The sequence below is a fragment of the Ewingella sp. C233 genome (assembly GCF_055407225.1).
Genome location: NZ_JBUZRI010000003.1, coordinates 404,259 through 426,217, shown reverse-complemented (window position 1 = coordinate 426,217; position 21,959 = coordinate 404,259). Strand labels below are relative to the sequence as shown.

The 21,959-nt window shown below is 50.5% G+C and carries 19 protein-coding genes and 2 tRNA genes; 17 read left to right on the top strand and 4 right to left on the bottom strand.

What is annotated here, in order from left to right; all coding sequences use genetic code 11:
* Window positions 1-8 precede the first annotated feature (8 nt).
* Complete coding sequence (gene cgtA / locus ACZRKO_RS17175; protein ID WP_463738445.1) at window positions 9-1,181, top strand: Obg family GTPase CgtA; 1,173 nt, start codon at window positions 9-11, stop codon at window positions 1,179-1,181.
* A 62-nt stretch (window positions 1,182-1,243) separates the two neighbouring features.
* Here the strand turns inward: cgtA and pmrB are convergent, their stop codons facing one another.
* From pmrB to dacB, 3 genes are read right to left on the bottom strand one after another with little or no spacing between them, the layout of a single operon-like run.
* On the bottom strand, window positions 1,244-2,311 hold the full coding sequence (gene pmrB, locus ACZRKO_RS17170) for a two-component system sensor histidine kinase PmrB (protein WP_463738444.1): 1,068 nt from the start codon (window positions 2,309-2,311) through the stop codon (window positions 1,244-1,246).
* Entirely contained in the window at window positions 2,308-2,970 is a 663-nt protein-coding gene (gene pmrA, locus ACZRKO_RS17165; RefSeq protein WP_463738443.1) for a two-component system response regulator PmrA, read from the bottom strand. The genes pmrB and pmrA overlap by 4 nt, the downstream gene beginning before the upstream one ends.
* A gap of 9 nt (window positions 2,971-2,979) precedes the next feature.
* Window positions 2,980-4,413: a serine-type D-Ala-D-Ala carboxypeptidase gene (gene dacB, locus ACZRKO_RS17160; protein WP_463738442.1), complete on the bottom strand. Its 1,434-nt coding sequence runs from the start codon at window positions 4,411-4,413 to the stop codon at window positions 2,980-2,982.
* Between the two features lie 280 nt (window positions 4,414-4,693).
* On the opposite strand from dacB, the gene greA reads away from it, so the two are divergent.
* Window positions 4,694-5,170: a transcription elongation factor GreA gene (greA, locus tag ACZRKO_RS17155; protein ID WP_463738532.1), complete on the top strand. Its 477-nt coding sequence runs from the start codon at window positions 4,694-4,696 to the stop codon at window positions 5,168-5,170.
* A 193-nt stretch (window positions 5,171-5,363) separates the two neighbouring features.
* Here the strand turns inward: greA and yhbY are convergent, their stop codons facing one another.
* Window positions 5,364-5,660: a ribosome assembly RNA-binding protein YhbY gene (gene yhbY, locus ACZRKO_RS17150; protein ID WP_463738441.1), complete on the bottom strand. Its 297-nt coding sequence runs from the start codon at window positions 5,658-5,660 to the stop codon at window positions 5,364-5,366.
* A 182-nt stretch (window positions 5,661-5,842) separates the two neighbouring features.
* Between yhbY and rlmE the strand changes: the two genes are divergently transcribed.
* The 15 genes from rlmE (at window position 5,843) to nlpI (ending at window position 21,852) form a co-directional block, all read left to right on the top strand.
* Window positions 5,843-6,472, top strand: coding sequence for a 23S rRNA (uridine(2552)-2'-O)-methyltransferase RlmE (rlmE, locus tag ACZRKO_RS17145; RefSeq protein ID WP_463738440.1), 630 nt, complete (start codon window positions 5,843-5,845; stop codon window positions 6,470-6,472).
* A 56-nt stretch (window positions 6,473-6,528) separates the two neighbouring features.
* The gene (ftsH, locus tag ACZRKO_RS17140) at window positions 6,529-8,472 is read left to right on the top strand and encodes an ATP-dependent zinc metalloprotease FtsH (protein WP_463738439.1); all 1,944 of its coding nucleotides are present in this window, start codon (window positions 6,529-6,531) and stop codon (window positions 8,470-8,472) included.
* A 117-nt stretch (window positions 8,473-8,589) separates the two neighbouring features.
* Entirely contained in the window at window positions 8,590-9,435 is an 846-nt protein-coding gene (gene folP, locus ACZRKO_RS17135) for a dihydropteroate synthase (RefSeq protein ID WP_463738438.1), read from the top strand.
* Window positions 9,432-10,772: a phosphoglucosamine mutase gene (gene glmM, locus ACZRKO_RS17130; protein WP_463738437.1), complete on the top strand. Its 1,341-nt coding sequence runs from the start codon at window positions 9,432-9,434 to the stop codon at window positions 10,770-10,772. The genes folP and glmM overlap by 4 nt, the downstream gene beginning before the upstream one ends.
* 272 nt (window positions 10,773-11,044) lie before the next feature.
* On the top strand, window positions 11,045-11,383 hold the full coding sequence (secG, locus tag ACZRKO_RS17125) for a preprotein translocase subunit SecG (RefSeq protein ID WP_463738436.1): 339 nt from the start codon (window positions 11,045-11,047) through the stop codon (window positions 11,381-11,383).
* 102 nt (window positions 11,384-11,485) lie between these two features.
* Window positions 11,486-11,572, top strand: a tRNA-Leu gene (locus ACZRKO_RS17120).
* A 59-nt stretch (window positions 11,573-11,631) separates the two neighbouring features.
* Window positions 11,632-11,708 (top strand) — tRNA-Met (locus ACZRKO_RS17115).
* A 229-nt stretch (window positions 11,709-11,937) separates the two neighbouring features.
* Entirely contained in the window at window positions 11,938-12,390 is a 453-nt protein-coding gene (rimP, locus tag ACZRKO_RS17110; protein WP_463738435.1) for a ribosome maturation factor RimP, read from the top strand.
* Window positions 12,391-12,411: 21 nt separating this feature from the next.
* Entirely contained in the window at window positions 12,412-13,899 is a 1,488-nt protein-coding gene (gene nusA / locus ACZRKO_RS17105) for a transcription termination factor NusA (RefSeq protein WP_463738434.1), read from the top strand.
* 24 nt (window positions 13,900-13,923) lie between these two features.
* Window positions 13,924-16,617 (top strand): translation initiation factor IF-2, encoded by a 2,694-nt coding sequence (gene infB / locus ACZRKO_RS17100; protein ID WP_463738433.1) that lies wholly within the window; start codon window positions 13,924-13,926, stop codon window positions 16,615-16,617.
* Between the two features lie 79 nt (window positions 16,618-16,696).
* On the top strand, window positions 16,697-17,110 hold the full coding sequence (gene rbfA, locus ACZRKO_RS17095; protein WP_014333704.1) for a 30S ribosome-binding factor RbfA: 414 nt from the start codon (window positions 16,697-16,699) through the stop codon (window positions 17,108-17,110).
* Window positions 17,110-18,054, top strand: coding sequence for a tRNA pseudouridine(55) synthase TruB (gene truB, locus ACZRKO_RS17090; RefSeq protein WP_463738432.1), 945 nt, complete (start codon window positions 17,110-17,112; stop codon window positions 18,052-18,054). The genes rbfA and truB overlap by 1 nt, the downstream gene beginning before the upstream one ends.
* A gap of 123 nt (window positions 18,055-18,177) precedes the next feature.
* Complete coding sequence (gene rpsO, locus ACZRKO_RS17085) at window positions 18,178-18,447, top strand: 30S ribosomal protein S15 (RefSeq protein ID WP_443006947.1); 270 nt, start codon at window positions 18,178-18,180, stop codon at window positions 18,445-18,447.
* Between the two features lie 267 nt (window positions 18,448-18,714).
* Window positions 18,715-20,835: a polyribonucleotide nucleotidyltransferase gene (pnp, locus tag ACZRKO_RS17080; protein WP_463738431.1), complete on the top strand. Its 2,121-nt coding sequence runs from the start codon at window positions 18,715-18,717 to the stop codon at window positions 20,833-20,835.
* 132 nt (window positions 20,836-20,967) lie between these two features.
* Window positions 20,968-21,852 carry a lipoprotein NlpI gene (nlpI, locus tag ACZRKO_RS17075; RefSeq protein ID WP_140473268.1) on the top strand — a complete coding sequence of 295 codons (885 nt, stop codon included), beginning with the start codon at window positions 20,968-20,970 and terminating at the stop codon, window positions 21,850-21,852.
* The last annotated feature ends 107 nt before the right edge of the window (window positions 21,853-21,959 follow it).

Below are 21,959 nucleotides of genomic sequence, written 5' to 3'. Positions count from 1 at the left end.
CAGTACAAATGAAGTTTGTTGATGAAGCCACCATATTGATCGTGGCAGGTGACGGCGGTAACGGTTGTGTCAGTTTCCGTCGCGAGAAGTACATTCCACGCGGTGGCCCTGATGGCGGCGACGGCGGCGACGGCGGCGATGTTTATCTGGTTGGCGATGAAAACCTCAACACGCTGATCGATTTCCGCTTTGTGAAATCTTACCGTGCTGAACGTGGTACCAATGGTCAAAGCAGCGACTGTACCGGTAAGCGTGGCAAAGATATTACGATCAAGGTTCCGGTCGGTACGCGCGTTATCGATCAGGCAACGGGTGAAGTGCTGGGCGATATGACCCGCCACGGTCAGGTCCAGATGGTCGCTAAAGGCGGCTTCCACGGTCTGGGCAATACCCGTTTTAAATCTTCCATCAACCGTTCACCGCGTCAGAAAACCATGGGCACCAAAGGGGAAGAGCGCGATATCGCACTTGAACTGATGTTGTTGGCTGACGTGGGTATGCTAGGTCTGCCAAACGCCGGGAAATCGACGTTCATTCGCGCTGTTTCCGCAGCGAAACCGAAAGTAGCTGACTATCCGTTTACCACGTTGGTTCCAAGCCTAGGCGTGGTCCGTATGGACAGCGAACAAAGCTTTGTGGTTGCAGACATCCCTGGGCTGATTGAAGGCGCCTCTGAAGGGGCTGGTTTAGGGATTCGCTTCCTTAAGCACCTTGAGCGTTGCCGCGTACTTTTGCATCTCATCGACATCGCGCCAATTGATGAGTCAGATCCGATTGAGAACGCCAAAGTCATCATTAATGAGTTACAGCAATACAACGCCAAACTGGCAGAAAAGCCGCGCTGGCTGGTCTTCAACAAAGTTGACCTGATCGAAAAAGAAGAAGCTGAAACGCGTGCGAAAGCCATCGCCGAGGCTTTGGGCTGGGAAGGTAACTATTACCTGATCTCTGCGGCCAACCGTGAAGGCGTCAATGCTTTGTGCTGGGATGTGATGAAATTCATCAATGAAAATCCTAAACACATGGCTGTTGAAGCCGCTGTGCCAGAGAAAGTCGAGTTCATGTGGGACGACTACCATCGTGAGCAGCTGGCAGAAGTGGAAGTAGAAGATGATGATGAAGATTGGGATGACTGGGATGATGAAGACGACGAAGGTGTCGAAATCATTTACGAACGTTAATCTCCGCTTCTGAAAGCATATGACGTGATAAAAGGTCGCCTTAGGCGACCTTTTTTAATGCGTCAGAACCGGCTGAGCGCGGTTTCGGGTAACCGACACTGTGCGCAAAGGCCGGCAGTGCCCTGACGGTTGTGCAATGCCAGTTGACCGCCGTGCAGTGCAGCGATGCGCACAATGATATTCAGCCCCAGCCCGCTGCCGCCATAACGCTGGTCCATGCGTTTGAAAGCCTGCGTGAGTTCACTGGCCTGCTGTTCATCAATACCTGGGCCCTGATCTTCAACCTGCACCAGCACAACATCGGTCTCACGCTGCAGGGTGACAATGATCCCGCTCTTTTCGGGGCTATAGCGGTGGGCGTTTTCAACCAGATTACGCACCATCAGTCTCAGTAAAACGGCGTCACCTTGAACCACAAGCTGTTTCGGCATGTTGAAGAAAAGCGTCTGATCCCGCTGAGCGATCATTTCCTCCAGCTCTTCCTGCAGCGGAAGAATGACATGCTCAACTAAATCGACCTGATCGTAATGACCTTTGGCGAAATTCTGGCCAGCGCGTGAGAGCATCAATAACTGCTCGATAGTATGCATCAGCTGATCGATACGGGTGATCAGTGTACGGCTGCCCTCTACCCCCTTCTGCTCCATTAATTCAAGGTGCAAACGCACGCCCGCCAGCGGCGTTCGCAATTCATGAGCGGCGTCAGCGGTAAACAGGCGTTCTTGTTGGATAGTATGCGAGAGGCGCGCAAACAGTTGATTCAGGGCGTTGGTGACAGAAACGATTTCGCGGATTTCACTATTGAGTGGCAGAGGCGCGAGGTTATCTGCCGAGCGCGTATCCAGCCGGTTCTGCAATTGGTTCAGGGGGCGAATGATCCAGCTTATTGCCCAGAAGCACAGGAGTAACGTCACTGCCATCATCAGTAATGACGGTGCAACCAGCGACGCAATAGCCTCAGCGATCTCTTTCTCAACATGGGTATTACGCACTTTGGCCGACAGCGTATCGTTGACTAGTAAGTTGATCTGTTCCTGACTTTCGTGCCACAGCCAGAACACACTGGTCAGTTGAGTGACGAAAAGGATTAATGCCAGCATCACCAATAAGCGACGGCGCATACTGGTCATGGCGTTGTTTCCAGGCGATAGCCATTGCCACGAACGGTACGGATGAGTTCTTTGCCCAGCTTACGGCGTAGATTATGGACGTGGACCTCCAGCGTGTTGGAACCCAGATCGTCGTTCCAGGTATAAAGATCCTGCTGGAGTAATTCCCGGTTCACCGTCTGACCTGCTCGCATCATCAGGCGGGATAAAATGGCGAATTCTTTCGGCGTGATCTCCACCGGGGATTCGTTCTGATAAACCTGTTGAGTCGACAGGTTAATTTTGAGCGGCCCAACGCTAATCTGATTATCACTTTGTCCCTGATACCTGCGTATCAGAGCCCGTACCCTGGCGTGTAATTCAACCAGGGCGAAAGGTTTCACCAGATAATCATCGGCACCTGCATCAAGACCGTCAACGCGATCTTCGAGTGCGTCACGGGCCGTCAGGATTAATACCGGGAGCGCGATGCCTTCACGTCGCCACTGGCGAAGCAGTGAGGCACCGTCCCTGTCCGGCAGACCTAAATCAAGAATGATTAAGCTGTACTGACTGGTTTTAATCAGGCTATGCGCTTGCGCCGCGGTAGATGCACAGTCGCAGGCATAATTTTCACCTGTCAGGGCCAGTGAAAGGCCCTGTCGCAAAAGCTCATCATCTTCAACAATCAGTAATTTCATCGTGAAAACTCAGTTATTTTGATACACGTCCCGGTAGAGGCGACTCTCAAAACGAACCAGCGGTGCACGGCGTGTACGTTGATCTTCCGGCGGAACAGCATACCCTGACAGGAATTGTACAAAGGCCATGCGTTGACCGCTTGCCGTAGTAATGAAGCCCGCCAGATTATAGACGCCCGCCAGTGACCCGGTTTTAGCTGACACTTTACCGTCAACGCCTGCTTCATGCAGGCCACCGCGATACTGCAATGTCCCGTCGTGCCCCGCGAGAGGTAGCATAGAGATGAAATTTAACTCCTGATCGTGTTGGGCGATATATTGCAGAACCTGCATCATCGTGGCCGGAGACAATAAGTCGTGTCGGGACAGGCCAGAGCCATCAACCTGAATCGAGTTCCCCAAATCAATGCCCGCTTTTTGCCGAAGTATCTGGCGCACCGCATCAGATCCTGCACGCCATGTCCCCGGCACGCCGAACCGCTGATGGCCGATGGTACGGAATACGGTATCGGCGATCATGTTGTCGGATTTCTTCAGCATGATGCGCAGTAAATCATGCAACGGCGCAGATTGTGTTTGCGCTAATACGGTGCCTGCGGGCGTAGGCTGAGTCTGACGCTTTAATGTGCCATCAATTTGAATCTCGGCTTGCTGTAACTCATCTTTTAAAATCGCACCGGCATAACTGGCTCCATCCTGAATGGCAAAGGCCAGCGGCAATGGCTCGCTTCGCTGAGTCAGACAGCCAGTCAGCGTGTAGCGGTTAAGCTCGCCCGGAACCACATCCAGTTCACAATATTGTGCATCAGGCGAGCCCTTTGCCAGCGTTCTGACTTCACTGAACATATGCACCGGGTAATAAGAGGCTACGCGGATAAAAGCGTTATCGTTTGGTTTTGGCGCACTGTAGAGCGAAACGGAGAAGCAATTTCTATCGACAATGGCTGCCGCCGGTGGCGCGCTGAAGCATTGTGTAATGTCATTCCATGGCCATCCTGGCGCTTTGTCATGACTGGCAAAGACAGAGCTGTCGATCACCACATCGCCGGTGATTTCCTTGATGCCTTGCTTGCGTAATGCTGCCACCATGTTACGAATATTTTGACGCTTAAAGGTGGGATCTCCGGCGAAACGGGCCACAAGATCGCCTTTCAGGACGCCATCCGAAACCGTGCCTTTCGTTTCAAAGGTAGTGGTAAAGCGGAAATCCGGCCCCAGCTGAAGTAACGCTGCCAGAGCAGTCAGAATTTTCATAGTACTGGCGGGCAGTGCCATTTGCTGCCCGTGATAGTCGATTGCGGGAGACGTGGCTCCAATTTTCTGCACCAGCAACGCCAGGTTCGTGCCGTCGGGCAGATACTCTGTGTAGTTTTCGACCTGAGCTGCGTTAGCGTTAAGAGCCAACGCGCAAGCTAATCCACTGACAATTCGTAAAAAACGCATTATTTTGAGTAAGGGCCCTGGTAACCGCAGAAGAACGTGTCGCCATACTACGATGCAACGAACTGGGGTGCAACGAGGGCGAAAGTAAACGATGACCCTTAAGGAACTCTACGTTAAAATACGGTTCATAATGCAAAACCAATCCTGGCCTGGGTCCTGGACTCCGGGTGAGGTTTTTTTGTTTTTAGCAAGAGAGAGTCGGTCAAGAGAACTGACTTATTTCTACCTGATTTAATCAGGACGGTGTTTGCCGAAAGGACAAGTTAGAGGTAGTGAAAATATGAAACCGATTCCGATGACATTGCGTGGTGCTGAAAGATTACGTGAAGAGCTTGATCATCTTAAGAGCGTTCGCCGCCCGAGGATCATTGCTGATATTGCCACGGCGCGTGAGCATGGCGATTTGAAAGAGAATGCTGAATACCACGCCGCTCGTGAGCAGCAGGGTTTTTGTGAGGGACGTATTCAGGAGATCGAAGCTAAGCTATCAAATGCGCAGGTTATCGATGTGACTAAAATGCCGGCCACAGGCCGTGTGATTTTTGGCTCGACCGTCTCTTTGATGAATCTCGATACCGAAGAAGAACAAAAGTATCGCATCGTGGGTGATGACGAAGCTGATTTTAAGCAAAATCTGATTTCTGTGAATTCACCGATTGCCCGCGGTTTAATTGGTAAAGAGCAGGACGATATCGTTGTTATCCGTACACCGGGCGGCGATGTTGAATACGAAGTACTGAAAGTACAATACCTTTAATTCATCGGGTAAATACTGAACAAACAGCGCAGTTCGTTAGGTCCAATCCACTCATATAGCTTCACTTCTCTCGTGAAATACCTCACAGGGAAGTGAAAACTAACGTAAAAAGGCCGCGAGCGGCCTTTTATTGAAACTGATTACGTGTCACCGTTCTGGGTATCTACAGCGTTTTTCGTTAAACCTTAAAGAATTAACGCGGTAAGATAATTTTGCGGTCATCAGTAGAAGGGCGATAAAGTACCAGCATATTGCCGATGACTTGCACATTGCTCGCCTTGGTTTCGCGCACGATAGCGTCAACAATCAAGGTCTTCGTTTCACGCTCTTCAGCGGCTACCTTCACCTTGATGAGTTCATGGTGTTTCAGTGCCTGTTCGATTTCGGCAAGTACACCTTCGGTAAGGCCGTTATTACCCAGCATGACAACCGGTTTGAGTGGATGTGCCAGACCTTTCAGGTACTGTTTTTGCTTATTGTTAAGATTCATCGTCTTTTTTGCTTAAGTTGGGATTGAAAACGGGTCATTCTACCGCCATCTCATGGTTATCACCAAATCGGACTGCTCCGGCAAGGCGAGATACCTGACTTAGCCATAGACGTAATGACGCTAACAGCTTGTTCCCATTGCTCTATCTTAGGGTTAATGGAAAACTATATGGTTAATAAATAATGTCTAATAAAAAGCGTTCTGCAAGTTCCACCCGCTGGTTGCAGGAACACTTTAGCGATAAATATGTGATTCAGGCACAGAAAAAAGGTCTGCGCTCCCGCGCCTGGTTTAAACTGGATGAGATACAGCAAGGCGACAAACTGTTCAAACCCGGTATGACCGTAGTGGATTTAGGCGCGGCTCCTGGTGGTTGGTCACAGTTTGTGGCAACCCAAATTGGTAACAAAGGCCGCATTATCGCGTGTGACCTTTTACCTATGGATCCCATCGTTGGAGTCGACTTCCTTCAAGGCGACTTTCGTGATGAACTAGTCCTCAAAGCTCTTTTGGAAAGAGTAGGAGACAACAAAGTTCAGGTGGTCATGTCCGATATGGCCCCGAATATGAGCGGTACTCCGGCAGTCGATATTCCAAAGTCGATGTATCTGGTTGAGTTAGCGCTGGATATGTGTCGTGATGTATTGGCGCCAGGCGGCAGTTTCCTGGTGAAGGTGTTCCAGGGAGATGGCTTTGATGAATACCTACGGGAAATTCGCTCCCTTTTTACGAAGGTGAAGGTTCGTAAGCCAGACGCTTCCCGTGCACGATCACGTGAAGTGTACATCGTAGCGACAGGGCGGAAACTTTAGTACCCTAACGCTGTTTGTTAACACAGTTGTAATATGAGGTTAATCCCTTGAGTGACATGGCGAAGAACCTGATTCTCTGGTTAGTCATCGCGGTTGTATTGATGTCTGTATTTCAGAGCTTTGGGCCCAGCGAGTCTAATGGCCGTAGGGTAGATTATTCTACCTTCATGTCCGAATTGACCCAAGACCAGATTCGTGAAGCACGTATCAATGGACGTGAGATTGACGTTGTTAAAAAAGACAGCAACAAATACACGACCTACATACCAGTTGATGATCCTAAATTGCTGGATACATTGCTGAGCAAAAATGTGAAAGTTGTTGGCGAACCGCCAGAACAACCTAGCTTGCTGGCCTCTATCTTTATTTCATGGTTCCCGATGCTGCTGTTGATTGGCGTCTGGATATTCTTTATGCGGCAGATGCAGGGCGGCGGCGGCAAAGGGGCTATGTCCTTTGGTAAAAGCAAAGCCCGCATGTTGACCGAAGACCAAATCAAAACGACGTTTGCTGACGTTGCTGGCTGTGATGAAGCCAAGGAAGAGGTGAGCGAGCTGGTTGATTACCTGCGCGAACCAAGCCGTTTCCAAAAACTCGGCGGTAAAATTCCTAAAGGCGTTCTGATGGTTGGCCCTCCGGGGACCGGTAAAACGTTGCTGGCGAAAGCTATCGCTGGTGAAGCTAAGGTTCCGTTCTTTACCATTTCCGGTTCTGATTTCGTTGAAATGTTTGTCGGTGTTGGTGCATCACGTGTACGTGACATGTTCGAGCAGGCGAAAAAAGCGGCACCATGTATCATCTTTATCGATGAGATTGATGCCGTTGGCCGTCAGCGTGGCGCCGGTTTAGGTGGTGGTCACGATGAACGTGAGCAGACACTGAACCAAATGCTGGTTGAAATGGATGGCTTCGAAGGTAATGAAGGCATCATCGTGATTGCAGCGACTAACCGTCCAGACGTACTTGACCCGGCATTGCTGCGTCCAGGTCGTTTCGACCGTCAGGTTGTGGTTGGCTTACCCGACGTGCGCGGACGTGAACAGATTCTGAAAGTTCACTCCCGTCGCGTTCCGCTGGCGCCAGACGTTGATGCATCTGTGATTGCCCGTGGTACCCCAGGTTTCTCTGGTGCGGACTTGGCGAACTTAGTCAACGAAGCAGCATTGTTCTCTGCACGTGGTAACAAACGTGTGGTTTCAATGGTTGAGTTCGAGAAAGCGAAAGACAAAATTATGATGGGTGCTGAACGCCGCTCCATGGTAATGACGGAAGCGCAGAAAGAGTCAACGGCATACCACGAAGCAGGCCACGCCATTATCGGTCGTCTGGTTCCTGAGCATGACCCTGTACATAAAGTGACGATCATTCCTCGTGGCCGTGCGTTAGGTGTGACCTTCTTCCTGCCTGTCGGTGATGCTATCAGCGCCAGCCGTCAGAAACTGGAGAGCCAGATTTCGACCCTTTACGGCGGTCGTCTTGCTGAAGAGATCATCTACGGTGTAGAAAAAGTCTCTACCGGCGCCTCGAACGACATCAAGGTTGCTACATCAATTGCACGTAACATGGTGACTCAGTGGGGCTTCTCAGAGAAGTTAGGCCCGTTACTTTACGCTGAGGAAGAAGGTGAAGTCTTCTTGGGCCGTTCAGTTGCGAAAGCCAAACATATGTCTGATGAAACCGCGCGTATCATCGATCAGGAAGTTAAAGCACTGGTTGAGCACAATTACCAACGTGCCCGCAAGCTGTTAATGGAAAACATGGACATCCTGCATTCGATGAAAGATGCGCTGATGAAATATGAAACCATTGATGCACCACAAATTGATGACCTGATGAACCGTAAAGACGTTCGCCCTCCTGCAGGTTGGGATGACGTCAGCGGTAAAAATGGCAGCGACAATTCCAACGACGGCGGTACTCCTACCGCACCAACGCCGGTTGATGAACCTCGTACCCCTAATCCGGGTAATACGATGTGTGAACAATTCAGCGGTAAGTAAGTCGCGGATTAGAGTTGAGTATGCTGACATGAAACCCCGGGCTTGCCCGGGGTTTTTTAATGCGTAATGCTAATGGGATAGACAATGTGGTCCAGAACCGACAGATAGGAAACTAACATGCAACTCACCTCTCGGGGCGTTTCACTCGACCTCACCTACCCTCAGATCATGGGGATCCTGAACGTTACGCCTGACTCCTTTTCCGATGGCGGTCGCCATAACCGTATCGATCTGGCACTGCAACATGCGCAAGCAATGATAGCGGCGGGTGCTACGATTCTCGATATTGGTGGTGAATCTACCCGACCCGGTGCGGCTGAAGTCAGTGAAGAGGAAGAACTGGCAAGGGTTGTTCCCGTCGTAGAAGCGATTAGCCAGCGAATGGAGGTTTGGATCTCAGTAGACACCTCCAAAGCCGCCGTGATCCATGAAACCGCAACCGCCGGTGCACATCTGATCAATGACATACGCTCCTTGCAGGAGCCAGGGGCGTTGTCTGCTGCTGCGGCAACCGGACTGCCTGTCTGCCTGATGCATATACAGGGGCAACCGAAAAATATGCAGCATGCCCCGCATTATGAGAACCTGATCGGCGAGGTGAATACCTACTTTAGTGAGCAAATTGCACGCTGTGTGAGCGCTGGCATCCCCAAAGATAAATTGTTGCTCGACCCGGGCTTCGGTTTCGGTAAGAATTTGGCGCATAACTATCAGCTGCTTGCCCGTCTGGCGGAATTTCACCATTTTGGTCTGCCATTACTGGTAGGCATGTCGAGAAAGTCGATGGTTGGGCAGCTGCTGCGCGTGCCGCCTGAACAGCGAGTGACGGGCAGCGTAGCCTGTGCCGTCATTGCTGCGATGCAAGGCGCACAGATAATCAGAGTGCATGATGTAAAAGAAACCGTCGAGGCGATGCGCGTTGTCGAGGCAACACTTTCAGCAAGGGATGAAGATAAATTATGAGCAACCGTAAATACTTTGGTACAGATGGCATTCGCGGCAAAGTTGGCGACAGCCCTATCACGCCAGATTTTGTATTAAAACTCGGTTGGGCAGCTGGCAAGGTACTGGCGCGCCACGGTTCCCGCAAAGTGATCATCGGTAAAGACACGCGTATTTCCGGTTATATGCTCGAATCGGCCCTTGAGGCGGGTCTGGCTGCTGCCGGGCTTTCAGCGTCATTCACCGGCCCGATGCCAACCCCTGCGGTGGCTTACCTGACGCGAACTTTCCGCGCAGAAGCTGGCATTGTGATCTCCGCATCGCACAATCCCTTCTACGACAACGGTATTAAATTCTTCACTATTGATGGCACCAAATTGCCAGATGAAGTTGAAGAGGCGATTGAAGCCGAAATGGAAAAACCACTGACTTGCGTTGAGTCTGCAGAATTAGGCAAAGCCAGCCGTATCGTCGATGCCGCCGGGCGTTATATTGAATTTTGTAAAGGTTCTTTCCCAAGCGAACTGAACCTGAACAGCCTGAAAATTGTAGTCGACTGCGCTAACGGTGCCACCTACCACATTGCGCCAAGCGTATTACGTGAACTGGGTGCTAAAGTGATTGCGATTGGCTGCGAGCCAGATGGCATGAACATTAACGAAAAGTGCGGTGCGACAGATGTTCGTCAGTTGCAGCAGCGCGTGCTGGCCGAAAAGGCAGATGTCGGCCTGGCATTTGATGGCGATGGTGACCGTATCATCATGGTCGACCATGAAGGCAACAAAGTCGACGGCGATCAGATCCTCTATATCATTGCCCGCGAAGGTTTGCGTCAGGGGCAACTGAAAGGTGGCGCTGTCGGCACATTGATGAGTAACATGGGCCTTGAAATTGCGCTGAAACAGCTGGGTATTCCTTTTGCTCGCGCTAAGGTCGGCGACCGCTATGTGCTGGAGAAAATGCAGGAAAAGGGTTGGAGCATCGGTGCTGAAAATTCCGGCCATGTGATTCTGCTGGACAAAACCACCACTGGCGACGGCATCGTTGCAGGCCTGCAAGTGTTGACTGCGATGGTACGTAACCACATGAGCCTGCATGATTTGTGTAGTGGTATGAAACTGCTGCCGCAAATTCTGGTGAACGTAAGGTTCAGTGGTGAACATGATCCGCTCGAAACCGACGAGGTGAAACAGATCACCGCAGAAGTTGAAAAACAGCTGGCCGGTCGCGGACGGGTCCTGTTGCGTAAATCAGGCACTGAACCGCTCATCAGGGTCATGGTTGAAGGCGAAGATGGCGCGCTTGTTGAGATGCTGGCTAACCGTATTGCTGATGCCGTCAAAGTATCAAAACCGTAATCTGTGAATATTTAACTGATTAAAAGCGCGCAGGATACAAAATAGTGTGGGCCGTTTTCAGTACAAAAAATGGCCCATTGTTGATCCTGATAGGGTAGTTAAGTAGCATTTGGCGTTTTTTTCCGCAAACGAACAATCCTCTTCAAATTGCCCTTGCGTCACCATACGCCTTTGGTTAGTATTCACACCCGCTTCAGTGGGTCGTTGAAAACCCACTAAATTGGTGAGAAGCAATTTGCACGCGGTGATACCGCAAGGATACAGGTACTACTATGTACGAAGCTCTTCTGGTGATTTTCCTTATCGTAGCTATCGGGCTTGTCGCTCTGGTTATGCTGCAACAAGGTAAAGGTGCTGATATGGGAGCCTCTTTCGGAGCAGGTGCTTCTGGCACATTGTTCGGTTCGAGTGGTTCCGGTAACTTCATGACCCGTACGACAGCTATTTTGGCGGCGCTTTTCTTCGTCATTAGTTTGATCCTTGGGAACATGAGTACGCATAAGGGCCAACAAGGTAGTGAGTGGGAAAATTTAGGTCAGCCAGCTAAAACTGAGCAGACTACAACAGCACCAGCGGCACCTCCGGCGCCAAACAGTGATGTTCCTCACTAATCTGTAGCTTTAGATGTGATTTTTCTTACTAAGAAGTGGAAGTAAAGGTTTTCAAACAATGGCTTATACTTGGACAGTATGTGCGATTGTGAAAAAAAGAGTGCCGAGGTGGTGGAATTGGTAGACACGCTACCTTGAGGTGGTAGTGCCCGAATGGGCTTACGGGTTCAAGTCCCGTCCTCGGTACCAATCTTTGTGATAACTTGCTTTTAAGCGGTTATCGGCGTAGTATTTGCCACGTTTTCGGACGCGGGGTGGAGCAGCCTGGTAGCTCGTCGGGCTCATAACCCGAAGGTCGTCGGTTCAAATCCGGCCCCCGCAACCACTTTCCCTAAGTGTTTATTTCAAATAGACTTTCAGTATCTTCCTGTGATGTTCTGCAGCTCCAATTTGAAAGCTTCAATTTGAAAATAACACTTTCGAAAGTTGCACCGAAGCCGCTATGCGGCAAACAGGGTCCAGTTTCATAAAGCCCCGATTTATCGGGGTTTTTTGTTATTTGGCAGCAGAATCACTGGGCTATTAGGCCCTTTTTTTATGTCTTGGGGGTGGGCTTGTCCACATTAGAACAAAAATTAACAGAGATGATTTCAGCACCGGTTGAAGCTTTGGGCTTTGAGCTGGTAGGCATCGAGTTCGTAAGAGCTCGCCAATCGACGCTACGCATCTATATTGATAGTGAAGACGGGATCACAGTTGATAATTGTGCTGATGTCAGCCACCAGGTCAGCGCAGTATTGGAGGTCGAAGACCCAATTACTGTTGCCTATAACCTGGAAGTTTCCTCTCCCGGCCTCGATCGCCCAATGTTTACCGCTGAACATTACCAACGTTTTGTCGGTGACGAAGTGAGCGTGGTATTGCGAATGGCTATGCAGAACCGTCGTAAATGGCAGGGAATAATCAAAGCTGTCGAAGGCGAAATGATTACGGTTACTGTGGAAGGCAAAGATGAAGTGTTCGCGCTGAGCAACATCCAGAAAGCGAACCTGGTACCCCACTTTTAAAGTTTGGATGAGGCAACTAGGATGAACAAAGAAATTCTGGCTGTTGTAGAAGCGGTTTCTAATGAAAAATCCCTCCCGCGCGAGAAGATTTTTGAAGCGCTGGAAACTGCGTTATCGACAGCGACAAAGAAAAAGTACGAACAAGAAATTGAAGTCCGCGTCACCATCGATCGTAAAACCGGTGATTTTGACACCTTCCGTCGTTGGGTTGCTGTTGACGAAGTCACGCAACCGACCCGTGAAATCACGATCGAAGCTGCTCAATACGAAGACCCGTCTATCGAATTAGGCGGATACATCGAAGATCAGATCGAATCCGTGACCTTCGACCGTATTACAACTCAAACCGCCAAGCAGGTTATCGTACAGAAAGTACGCGAAGCTGAGCGTGCAATGGTTGTTGAGCAGTTCCGTGAGCAGCAAGGTGAAATCGTTACGGGTGTCGTTAAGAAAGTTAACCGTGACAGTATCGCTCTCGACTTGGGCAGCAATGCTGAAGCCGTTATCCTGCGCGAAGATATGCTTCCGCGCGAAAACTTCCGCTCCGGTGACCGTATTCGTGGTGTTCTGTATGATGTTCGTCCAGAAGCCCGCGGTGCACAACTGTTCGTCAGCCGTTCACGTAACGAAATGCTGATCGAACTGTTCCGCATTGAAGTGCCGGAAATTGGCGAAGAGTTGATCGAAATTAAAGCTGCTGCCCGCGATCCGGGTTCACGCGCCAAAATTGCGGTCAAAACCAACGACAAACGTATCGACCCGGTCGGTGCTTGTGTCGGTATGCGCGGTGCCCGAGTTCAGGCTGTTTCCAGCGAATTAGGTGGCGAGCGCATTGATATCGTATTATGGGACGATAATCCTGCCCAGTTTGTCATCAACGCTATGGCACCTGCCGATGTGGCCTCTATCGTAGTTGATGAAGACAAGCACACCATGGATGTCGCCGTTGAAGCCAGCAATCTGGCACAGGCGATTGGCCGTAATGGTCAGAACGTACGTTTAGCCTCTCAGTTAAGCGGCTGGGAATTAAACGTCATGACTGCGGACGACCTGCAGGCCAAACATCAGGCCGAGGCGCATGCCGCTATCGAGACCTTCACCAAGTACCTGGCGATCGATGAAGATTTCGCTACCGTATTGGTAGAAGAAGGTTTCTCAACGCTTGAAGAGTTGGCCTACGTGCCAATGAAAGAATTGCTCGAAATCGATGGCCTGGACGAAGAGACTGTAGATGCGTTGCGCGAACGTGCAAAAGAAGCATTGACTACTATCGCTTTGGCTCAGGAAGAAAGTCTCGGCGACAATAAGCCTGCTGACGACTTGCTGAACCTGGCGGGTCTGGAACGTAGCATGGCATTTAAACTGGCTGCACAAGGGGTTTGTACGCTGGAAGATCTTGCCGAGCAGGGTGTTGACGATCTGGCGGATATTGAAGGTCTTAGCGACGAACAGGCTGGTGAACTTATCATGGCCGCACGCAATATCTGCTGGTTTGGCGACAATGCGTAATAAACTGTAGCAGGAAGGAACAGCATGACAGATGTAACCGTAAAATCGCTGGCAGCAGAGATTCAAACTCCGGTTGATCGCCTGGTACAGCAATTTGCTGATGCAGGGATCGACAAGTCTGAAGCTGACTCTGTCACCCAGCAAGAAAAAGAGACATTGCTGGCGCACTTAAACCGTGAAAACGGAAGTGCTCCAAACAAGCTAACGTTACAACGCAAAACGCGTAGTACACTGAACATTCCGAGCACCGGCGGGAAGAGTAAATCGGTGCAAATCGAAGTCCGCAAGAAACGCACTTATGTTAAACGTGATATGACCGAAGCAGAAGTTGCTCAGGCCGAAGCGGAAGAGCAGGCGAAGCGTGAAGCGGAAGAACAGGCACAGCGTGCAGTAGCAGAGCAAGCCCAGCGCGAAGCTCAGGAAAAAGCGAAACGCGCCGCCGAAGAGCAAGCCAAACGTGAGGCCGCTGAAAAAGCTAAGCGCGAAGAAGCGGAAAAAGACAAAGTGACAAATCAACATACAGACGAAGCAACCAAACCAGCTCAGGCAGATAAAGCACGCCGTGAAGCTGAAGCCGCAGAGCTGAAACGCAAAACGGAAGAAGAAGCCCAACGCAAGATTGAAGAAAATGCCAAACGTATTGCAGAAGAAGCCCGTAAAATGGCCGACTCTGGCGTTTGGACTGAAGTTGTGGCGCCAAGCGAATCCGAATCTGCTGACTATCATGTAACCACCTCCACGCACGCCCGTGCAGCTGAAGACGAAAACGACGCCAAAGTTGAAGGCGAACGTCGCAGCCGTACCCGCGGTGGCAAAGCGACCAAGCAGAAGAAAGGCAATAAACTGTCTGAATCTAAAGCGGATCGCGAAGAAGCGCGTGCCGTTGGCCGTAATGGTAAAGGCAAGCGTAAGCCAAGCACGCTGCAACAGAGCTTCAACAAGCCCGTTGCCGCAGTGAACCGTGACGTTGTAGTGGGTGAAACCATTACTGTTGCTGAGCTGGCGAACAAAATGGCAGTTAAAGGCTCTCAGGTCATCAAAACCATGATGAAACTGGGCGCAATGGCCACCATCAACCAGGTGATTGATCAGGAAACTGCTCAGCTGGTTGCTGAAGAGATGGGTCATAAAGTTATCCTGCGTCGTGAAAACGAGCTGGAAGAAGCGCTGATGAGTGACCGTGATACCGGTGCGTCAGCTGCCGCTGAGCCACGTGCTCCGGTAGTGACCATCATGGGCCACGTTGACCACGGTAAAACCTCTCTGCTTGACTACATTCGTTCAACGAAAGTTGCAGCGGGCGAAGCGGGTGGTATTACCCAGCACATCGGTGCTTATCACGTTGAAACCGAAAACGGCATGATCACCTTCCTGGATACTCCAGGACACGCCGCGTTTACCTCAATGCGTGCACGTGGCGCCAAGGCAACTGACATCGTGGTTCTGGTTGTTTCCGCAGATGATGGCGTGATGCCACAAACCATCGAAGCCGTACAGCATGCGAAAGCTGCTGGCGTGCCAATCGTGGTTGCGGTGAACAAAATCGATAAGCCGGATGCTGATCCCGATCGCGTTCGTACGGAGCTTTCTCAGTATGGCGTTATGCCAGAAGAGTGGGGCGGTGAGTCTCAGTTCATCCACGTGTCTGCGAAAGCAGGTACCGGCATTGACGAACTGTTGAACGCTATCCTGCTGCAAGCCGAAGTTCTCGAACTGAAAGCAGTTCGTAGCGGCATGGCAAACGGCGTCGTAATCGAATCCTTCCTTGATAAAGGTCGTGGTCCGGTTGCTACCGTACTGGTTCAGGAAGGTACGCTGAACAAAGGCGATATCATTCTCTGTGGCTTCGAATACGGCCGCGTTCGTGCAATGCGTGACGAAATGGGCCGCGATATTATGTCTGCGGGTCCTTCTATCCCTGTCGAAGTGTTGGGTCTGTCCAGCGTTCCGGCTGCGGGTGATGAAGTTACCGTTGTACGTGATGAGAAAAAAGCTCGTGAAGTTGCGCTGTATCGTCAGGGTAAATTCCGCGAAGTTAAACTGGCTCGCCAGCAGAAATCTAAACTGGAAAACATGTTTGCGAACATGACCGAAGGTGAAGTTTCTGAACTGAACATCGTGTTGAAATCTGACGTGCAGGGTTCTTGTGAAGCGATTTCTGATGCGCTGCAGGCACTGTCAACTGACGAAGTTAAAGTCAAGATTGTCGGTATGGGCGTAGGTGGTATTACCGAAACCGACGCCACGCTGGCAGCGGCTTCACGCGCTATCATCCTCGGCTTCAACGTTCGTGCTGATGCTTCAGCCCGTCGCGTTGTCGAAAATGAAAGTCTGGATCTGCGTTACTATTCAGTTATCTACAACCTGATTGACGAAGTCAAACAGGCGATGAGCGGTATGTTGGCCCCAGAATACAAACAGCAAATCATTGGTCTGGCTGAAGTTCGTGACGTGTTCAAGTCACCTAAATTCGGTGCAATTGCAGGCTGTATGGTTACTGAAGGTATGATTAAGCGTAACAACCCAATCCGTGTACTGCGTGACAACGTGGTGATCTACGAAGGTGAGCTGGAATCTCTGCGCCGCTTCAAAGATGACGTTGCAGAAGTTCGTAACGGCATGGAATGTGGTATCGGCGTGAAGAACTACAACGATGTGCGTACTGGCGATGTGATCGAAGTCTTCGAAATCATCGAGATCAAACGCACCATCGCGTAATCTTAGCGACGTCGCTTATATCCAGTTGGGGGCCTTGAGCCCCCTTCTTTGTCTGGAGATTGTCTGAAGGAGTCCTATCATGGCAAAAGAATTTAGTCGTACCCAACGTGTCTCTCAGGAGATGCAAAAAGAGATCGCCATTATTTTACAACGTGAAGTGAAAGATCCCCGCGTTGGTATGGCCACCGTTTCTGGCGTGGAAGTTTCCCGTGACCTGGCTTATGCCAAAGTATTCGTGACTTTCCTTGATGTGTTGACCACCGATAATCACGATCCCGATCGTGTGAAAAATGGCATCAAAGCCCTGCAGGACGCATCAGGATTTATCCGTACGCTGATTGGTAAAGCAATGCGTCTGCGCGTTGTGCCTGAATTGACCTTTGCTTACGACAACTCACTGGTTGAAGGTATGCGTATGTCTAACCTGGTGACCAATGTCGTGAAGAACGATGCTGAACGTCGTTCTGCTGCAGGCGATGACGAGGAAGCATAATGAGCCGCCCACGTCGCCGCGGCCGTGATATCCACGGCGTACTATTATTGGACAAATCCTTAGGGTTGTCCTCTAACGATGCACTGCAAAAAGTAAAACGTCTTTATAACGCCAACCGCGCAGGACATACTGGTGCGCTTGATCCTTTAGCCACCGGTATGTTGCCGCTGTGTCTGGGCGAAGCCACCAAGTTTTCGCGTTTCCTTTTAGATTCAGACAAACGTTATCTGGTCGTCGCCCGTATGGGGCAGCGCACGGACACGTCTGATGCCGAAGGCCAGATAATCTCTGAGCGTGATGTCACCTTTACGCAGCAGCAACTTGATGATGCGTTAGAGGGCTTTCGTGGTGAGACTCAGCAGATCCCTTCAATGTATTCAGCATTGAAGTACGAAGGGAAAAAACTGTACGAGTACGCCCGTCAGGGAATCGAAGTTCCGCGCGTCTCCCGCCCGATCACCGTGTATGAGCTGAAGTTCATTCGCTGGGAAGGGGATGATGTTGAGCTTGAGGTCCACTGCTCAAAAGGCACCTATATCCGCACTATTGTGGATGATCTGGGTGAAAAACTCGGTTGTGGGGCACATGTAACTTATCTTCGTCGTGTTCAGGTGGCAACCTATCCATCCGAGCGTATGGTCACGATGGAAAAGCTGCATGAGTTGATCGCACAGGCCGAAGCGGAAGGTATTGAGCCGCGTCTGTTGCTGGATCCTCTGTTGTTACCGATGGACAGTGCCTGTGAGGACTTCCCTGAGGTGAATCTTTTACCTGTCGTTGCAGGCTATGTGAAGCAGGGCCAACCGGTTCAGGCTTCCGGCGCTCCAACGTCAGGCATGGTGCGCATCACCGAGGGCGAAGAGCGTAAGTTCATCGGCGTCGGTGAGATTGATGATGATGGCCGCATCGCGCCGCGTCGTCTGGTGGTGGAATACACCGAATAAGCCCCATTCTGCTCATGTTGCGATCGCATTATGCAAAGAGTAGAATAGCGCAGCTTATGCATTGGGTAGCTGAATTAGAGATCGGCGCCCGTTTAATTATCTATAATATTTTGGAGTAAGATTATGTCTCTAAGCGTTGAAGCTAAAGCTCAAATCGTTGCAGACTTTGGTCGTGGCACTAACGACAGTGGTTCTTCTGAAGTTCAGGTTGCTTTACTGACTGCTCAGATCAACCATCTGCAAGGTCACTTCTCAGAGCACAAAAAAGATCACCACAGCCGTCGTGGTCTGCTGCGTATGGTTTCTCAGCGTCGTAAACTGCTGGATTACCTGAAGCGTAAAGATGTAGCACGTTACACCAGCCTGATCGAGCGTCTGGGTCTGCGTCGCTAATCTGGCGAGTTTCAGTGTAAAGGGGCCAATTGGCCCCTTTATTCTAGGAAGCGACCGCAAATCAGGTTACTGTAGCGTGGTTGTTTTTATAGAAATTATTATCACGTGATCTTCCGTTACAGAGGTTCGCGCGGCTAATGAGAGGCTTTATTTCCGCTGAGAGAAATAAGGATTGTCATTAGTCGCGAGGATGTAGTGAGAAGCTCGGATATTTACTGGCGTGAACTGCTGTCATAACAGCTGCGCGCCAAATTAAAGGACATTACATTGCTTAATCCGACTATTCGTAAATTCCAATACGGTCAACATACTGTCACGCTGGAAACCGGCATGATGGCTCGCCAAGCAACCGCAGCTGTTATGGTTAGCATGGACGACACCGCAGTCTTCGTTACTGTTGTTGGCCAGAAAAAAGCCAAACCAGGCCAAAGCTTCTTCCCTCTGACGGTTAACTATCAGGAGCGTACATACGCTGCTGGTCGTATCCCGGGCAGTTTCTTCCGTCGTGAAGGCCGTCCAAGTGAAGGCGAAACCCTGACCTCGCGTCTGATTGACCGTCCAATCCGTCCTCTGTTCCCGGAAGGATTCCTGAATGAAGTTCAGGTGATTGCGACCGTGGTTTCTCTGAACCCACAAGTTAACCCTGACATCGTTGCGATGATCGGTGCCTCTGCTGCCCTGAGCCTGTCTGGTATTCCTTTCAGCGGCCCAATCGGTTCAGCACGCGTGGGTTACATCAACGATCAGTACGTTCTGAACCCAACCGCAGATGAATTGAAAACCAGTAGTCTTGACCTGGTCGTTGCCGGTACTAAAGGCGCGGTTCTGATGGTTGAGTCTGAAGCTGACGTTCTGAGCGAAGACCAGATGCTGGGCGCTGTGGTGTTCGGCCACGAGCAACAACAAATCGTTATCGATAACATCAACTCTCTGGTTGCTGAAGTCGGTAAAGCGAAATGGGATTGGCAGCCAGAAGTGGTTAACGCAGAGCTGCACGCTCGCGTTGCAGCGCTGGCAGAATCTCGTTTAGGTGATGCTTACCTGATCACTGATAAACAAGACCGTTACGCTCAGATCAACGTCATCAAAGCGGAAGTGGTTCAGACCCTGCAAGCAGAAGATGAAGCGCTGGACGCTGGCGAAATTTCTGACCTGCTGGGCAGCATTGAGAAGAACGTGGTGCGTAGCCGTGTTCTGCGTGGCGAGCCACGTATCGATGGTCGTGAAAAAGACATGATCCGCGGTCTGGACGTTCGTACTGGCGTTCTGCCACGTACTCACGGTTCAGCGCTGTTTACGCGTGGCGAAACTCAGGCACTGGTTACTGCAACTCTGGGTACTGCCCGTGACGCGCAAAACCTGGATGAACTGATGGGCGAGAAGTCTGACAGCTTCCTGTTCCACTACAACTTCCCTCCGTACTCCGTTGGTGAGACTGGGATGGTGGGTTCACCAAAACGTCGTGAGATTGGTCACGGTCGTCTGGCGAAACGCGGTGTGTTGGCGATGATGCCAAAACCAGAAGACTTCCCGTACACCGTACGTGTGGTTTCTGAAATCACCGAATCTAACGGTTCATCTTCAATGGCTTCTGTTTGTGGCGCATCTCTGGCCCTGATGGATGCAGGCGTGCCAATTAAAGCCGCTGTTGCGGGTATCGCAATGGGTCTGGTTAAAGAAGGCGAAAGCTTTGTTGTTCTGTCTGACATTCTGGGTGACGAAGATCACCTAGGCGACATGGACTTCAAAGTTGCCGGTAGCCGCGACGGTATCACCGCGCTGCAGATGGACATTAAAATTGAAGGTATCACCCGCGAAATTATGCAGGTTGCACTGAATCAGGCTAAGGGTGCGCGTCTGCACATTCTGGGCGTGATGGAACAGGCTATCAGCACCCCGCGTGGCGATATATCTCAGTTTGCACCACGTATTCATACTATTAAGATCAGCCCTGATAAAATCAAGGACGTGATCGGTAAAGGTGGTTCTGTCATCCGTGCGCTGACTGAAGAAACCGGCACCACCATTGAAATTGAAGATGATGGTACAGTGAAGATTGCTGCGACCGACGGTGAGAAAGCGAAATTCGCTATCCGTCGTATCGAAGAAATCACTGCTGAAGTGGAAGTTGGCCGTATCTATCAAGGTAAAGTGACCCGTATCGTAGACTTTGGCGCATTTGTTGCCATCGGCGGCGGTAAAGAAGGTCTGGTTCATATTTCTCAAATCGCTGACAAGCGCGTTGATAAAGTGACCGATTACCTGCAGATGGGTCAAGAAGTTCCAGTTAAAGTTGTTGAGGTTGATCGTCAGGGTCGCGTACGCTTAAGCATGAAAGATGCTGTTGCGCCGAGCCAGGATGGAGCAGCTGAGCCTTCAGCAGAATAAATTTCTGTAACAGAAGTTTTACAGTTCCCTGCCTTGAGGTAGGGAACTGTTCGTATCATGAGCGCAGGAAGCGTTCGTGTTAAGCAGGCGGATGACAGGACGTTAATCCAATGTTTGTCTTCGGGAGTAGAAATGAAGCCTTTCTTGCGCTGGTGTTATGTTGCGACAGCACTTATGTTGGCAGGATGCAGCAACCATGATTGGCGTAAAAACGAAGTTCTGGCTATCCCGTTGCAGCCCACGTTGCAGCAGGAAGTTATCTTGGCGCGTATGGAACAAATCCTTGCCAGCCGGGCACTGACTGACGATGAACGGGCACAGCTATTATATGAGCGCGGTGTGCTGTATGATAGTCTCGGACTTAGAGCATTAGCGCGGAACGATTTCTCGCAAGCGCTGTCTATACGTCCTGATATGCCAGAAGTTTTTAACTACCTGGGGATTTACTTAACGCAGGCAGGCAACTTTGATGCTGCCTATGAAGCGTTTGATTCTGTACTAGAGCTTGATCCAACTTACAACTACGCGCGTTTGAACCGAGGTATCGCCCTGTATTACGGTGGCCGATTCTCGTTAGCGCAGGATGATCTGCAGGCGTTTTATCGAGACGATCCAAATGATCCCTTCCGTTCTTTATGGCTTTATCTTGCGGAGCGAGAAATCAATCCGAAGAATGCCGATGTAGCGCTGCAACAGCGTTATGACAAAGCGGACAGAGGACAATGGGGATGGAATATCGTCGAATTCTACCTAGGTAAGATCAGCGAAGCTACGCTGATGGAACGCCTAAAGGCGGAAGCTACGGATAACACTTCGCTCGCTGAGCATCTCAGTGAAACTGACTTCTATTTAGGTAAACATTACCTAAGTCTGGGGGACAAGAACAGCGCCTTGGCACTGTTCAAACTGACGGTAGCTAACAACGTTCATAATTTTGTTGAGCACCGCTATGCATTGTTGGAATTGGCGCTATTAGGCCAAGAGCAAGACGACCTATCAGAATCGGACCAGCAATAGCTGACGACACCAATCAGCCTTCTTAACCATGGTTTTACCATTTTTAAGCGCCTTAACGGGCGAGGGTTGCTTTGTTCGTTTTATAATCTAATTTGAGCCGGTTCACA

Excerpts from the sequence above, each read along its gene's own strand:
- cgtA (WP_463738445.1), top strand. The coding sequence starts at position 9 with ATGAAGTTTGTTGATGAAGCCACCATATTGATCGTGGCAGGTGACGGC.
- pmrB (WP_463738444.1), bottom strand. The coding sequence starts at position 2,311 with ATGACCAGTATGCGCCGTCGCTTATTGGTGATGCTGGCATTAATCCTT.
- pmrA (WP_463738443.1), bottom strand. The coding sequence starts at position 2,970 with ATGAAATTACTGATTGTTGAAGATGATGAGCTTTTGCGACAGGGCCTT.
- dacB (WP_463738442.1), bottom strand. The coding sequence starts at position 4,413 with ATGCGTTTTTTACGAATTGTCAGTGGATTAGCTTGCGCGTTGGCTCTT.
- greA (WP_463738532.1), top strand. The coding sequence starts at position 4,694 with ATGAAACCGATTCCGATGACATTGCGTGGTGCTGAAAGATTACGTGAA.
- yhbY (WP_463738441.1), bottom strand. The coding sequence starts at position 5,660 with ATGAATCTTAACAATAAGCAAAAACAGTACCTGAAAGGTCTGGCACAT.
- rlmE (WP_463738440.1), top strand. The coding sequence starts at position 5,843 with ATGTCTAATAAAAAGCGTTCTGCAAGTTCCACCCGCTGGTTGCAGGAA.
- ftsH (WP_463738439.1), top strand. The coding sequence starts at position 6,529 with ATGGCGAAGAACCTGATTCTCTGGTTAGTCATCGCGGTTGTATTGATG.
- folP (WP_463738438.1), top strand. The coding sequence starts at position 8,590 with ATGCAACTCACCTCTCGGGGCGTTTCACTCGACCTCACCTACCCTCAG.
- glmM (WP_463738437.1), top strand. The coding sequence starts at position 9,432 with ATGAGCAACCGTAAATACTTTGGTACAGATGGCATTCGCGGCAAAGTT.
- secG (WP_463738436.1), top strand. The coding sequence starts at position 11,045 with ATGTACGAAGCTCTTCTGGTGATTTTCCTTATCGTAGCTATCGGGCTT.
- nusA (WP_463738434.1), top strand. The coding sequence starts at position 12,412 with ATGAACAAAGAAATTCTGGCTGTTGTAGAAGCGGTTTCTAATGAAAAA.
- infB (WP_463738433.1), top strand. The coding sequence starts at position 13,924 with ATGACAGATGTAACCGTAAAATCGCTGGCAGCAGAGATTCAAACTCCG.
- rbfA (WP_014333704.1), top strand. The coding sequence starts at position 16,697 with ATGGCAAAAGAATTTAGTCGTACCCAACGTGTCTCTCAGGAGATGCAA.
- truB (WP_463738432.1), top strand. The coding sequence starts at position 17,110 with ATGAGCCGCCCACGTCGCCGCGGCCGTGATATCCACGGCGTACTATTA.
- rpsO (WP_443006947.1), top strand. The coding sequence starts at position 18,178 with ATGTCTCTAAGCGTTGAAGCTAAAGCTCAAATCGTTGCAGACTTTGGT.
- nlpI (WP_140473268.1), top strand. The coding sequence starts at position 20,968 with ATGAAGCCTTTCTTGCGCTGGTGTTATGTTGCGACAGCACTTATGTTG.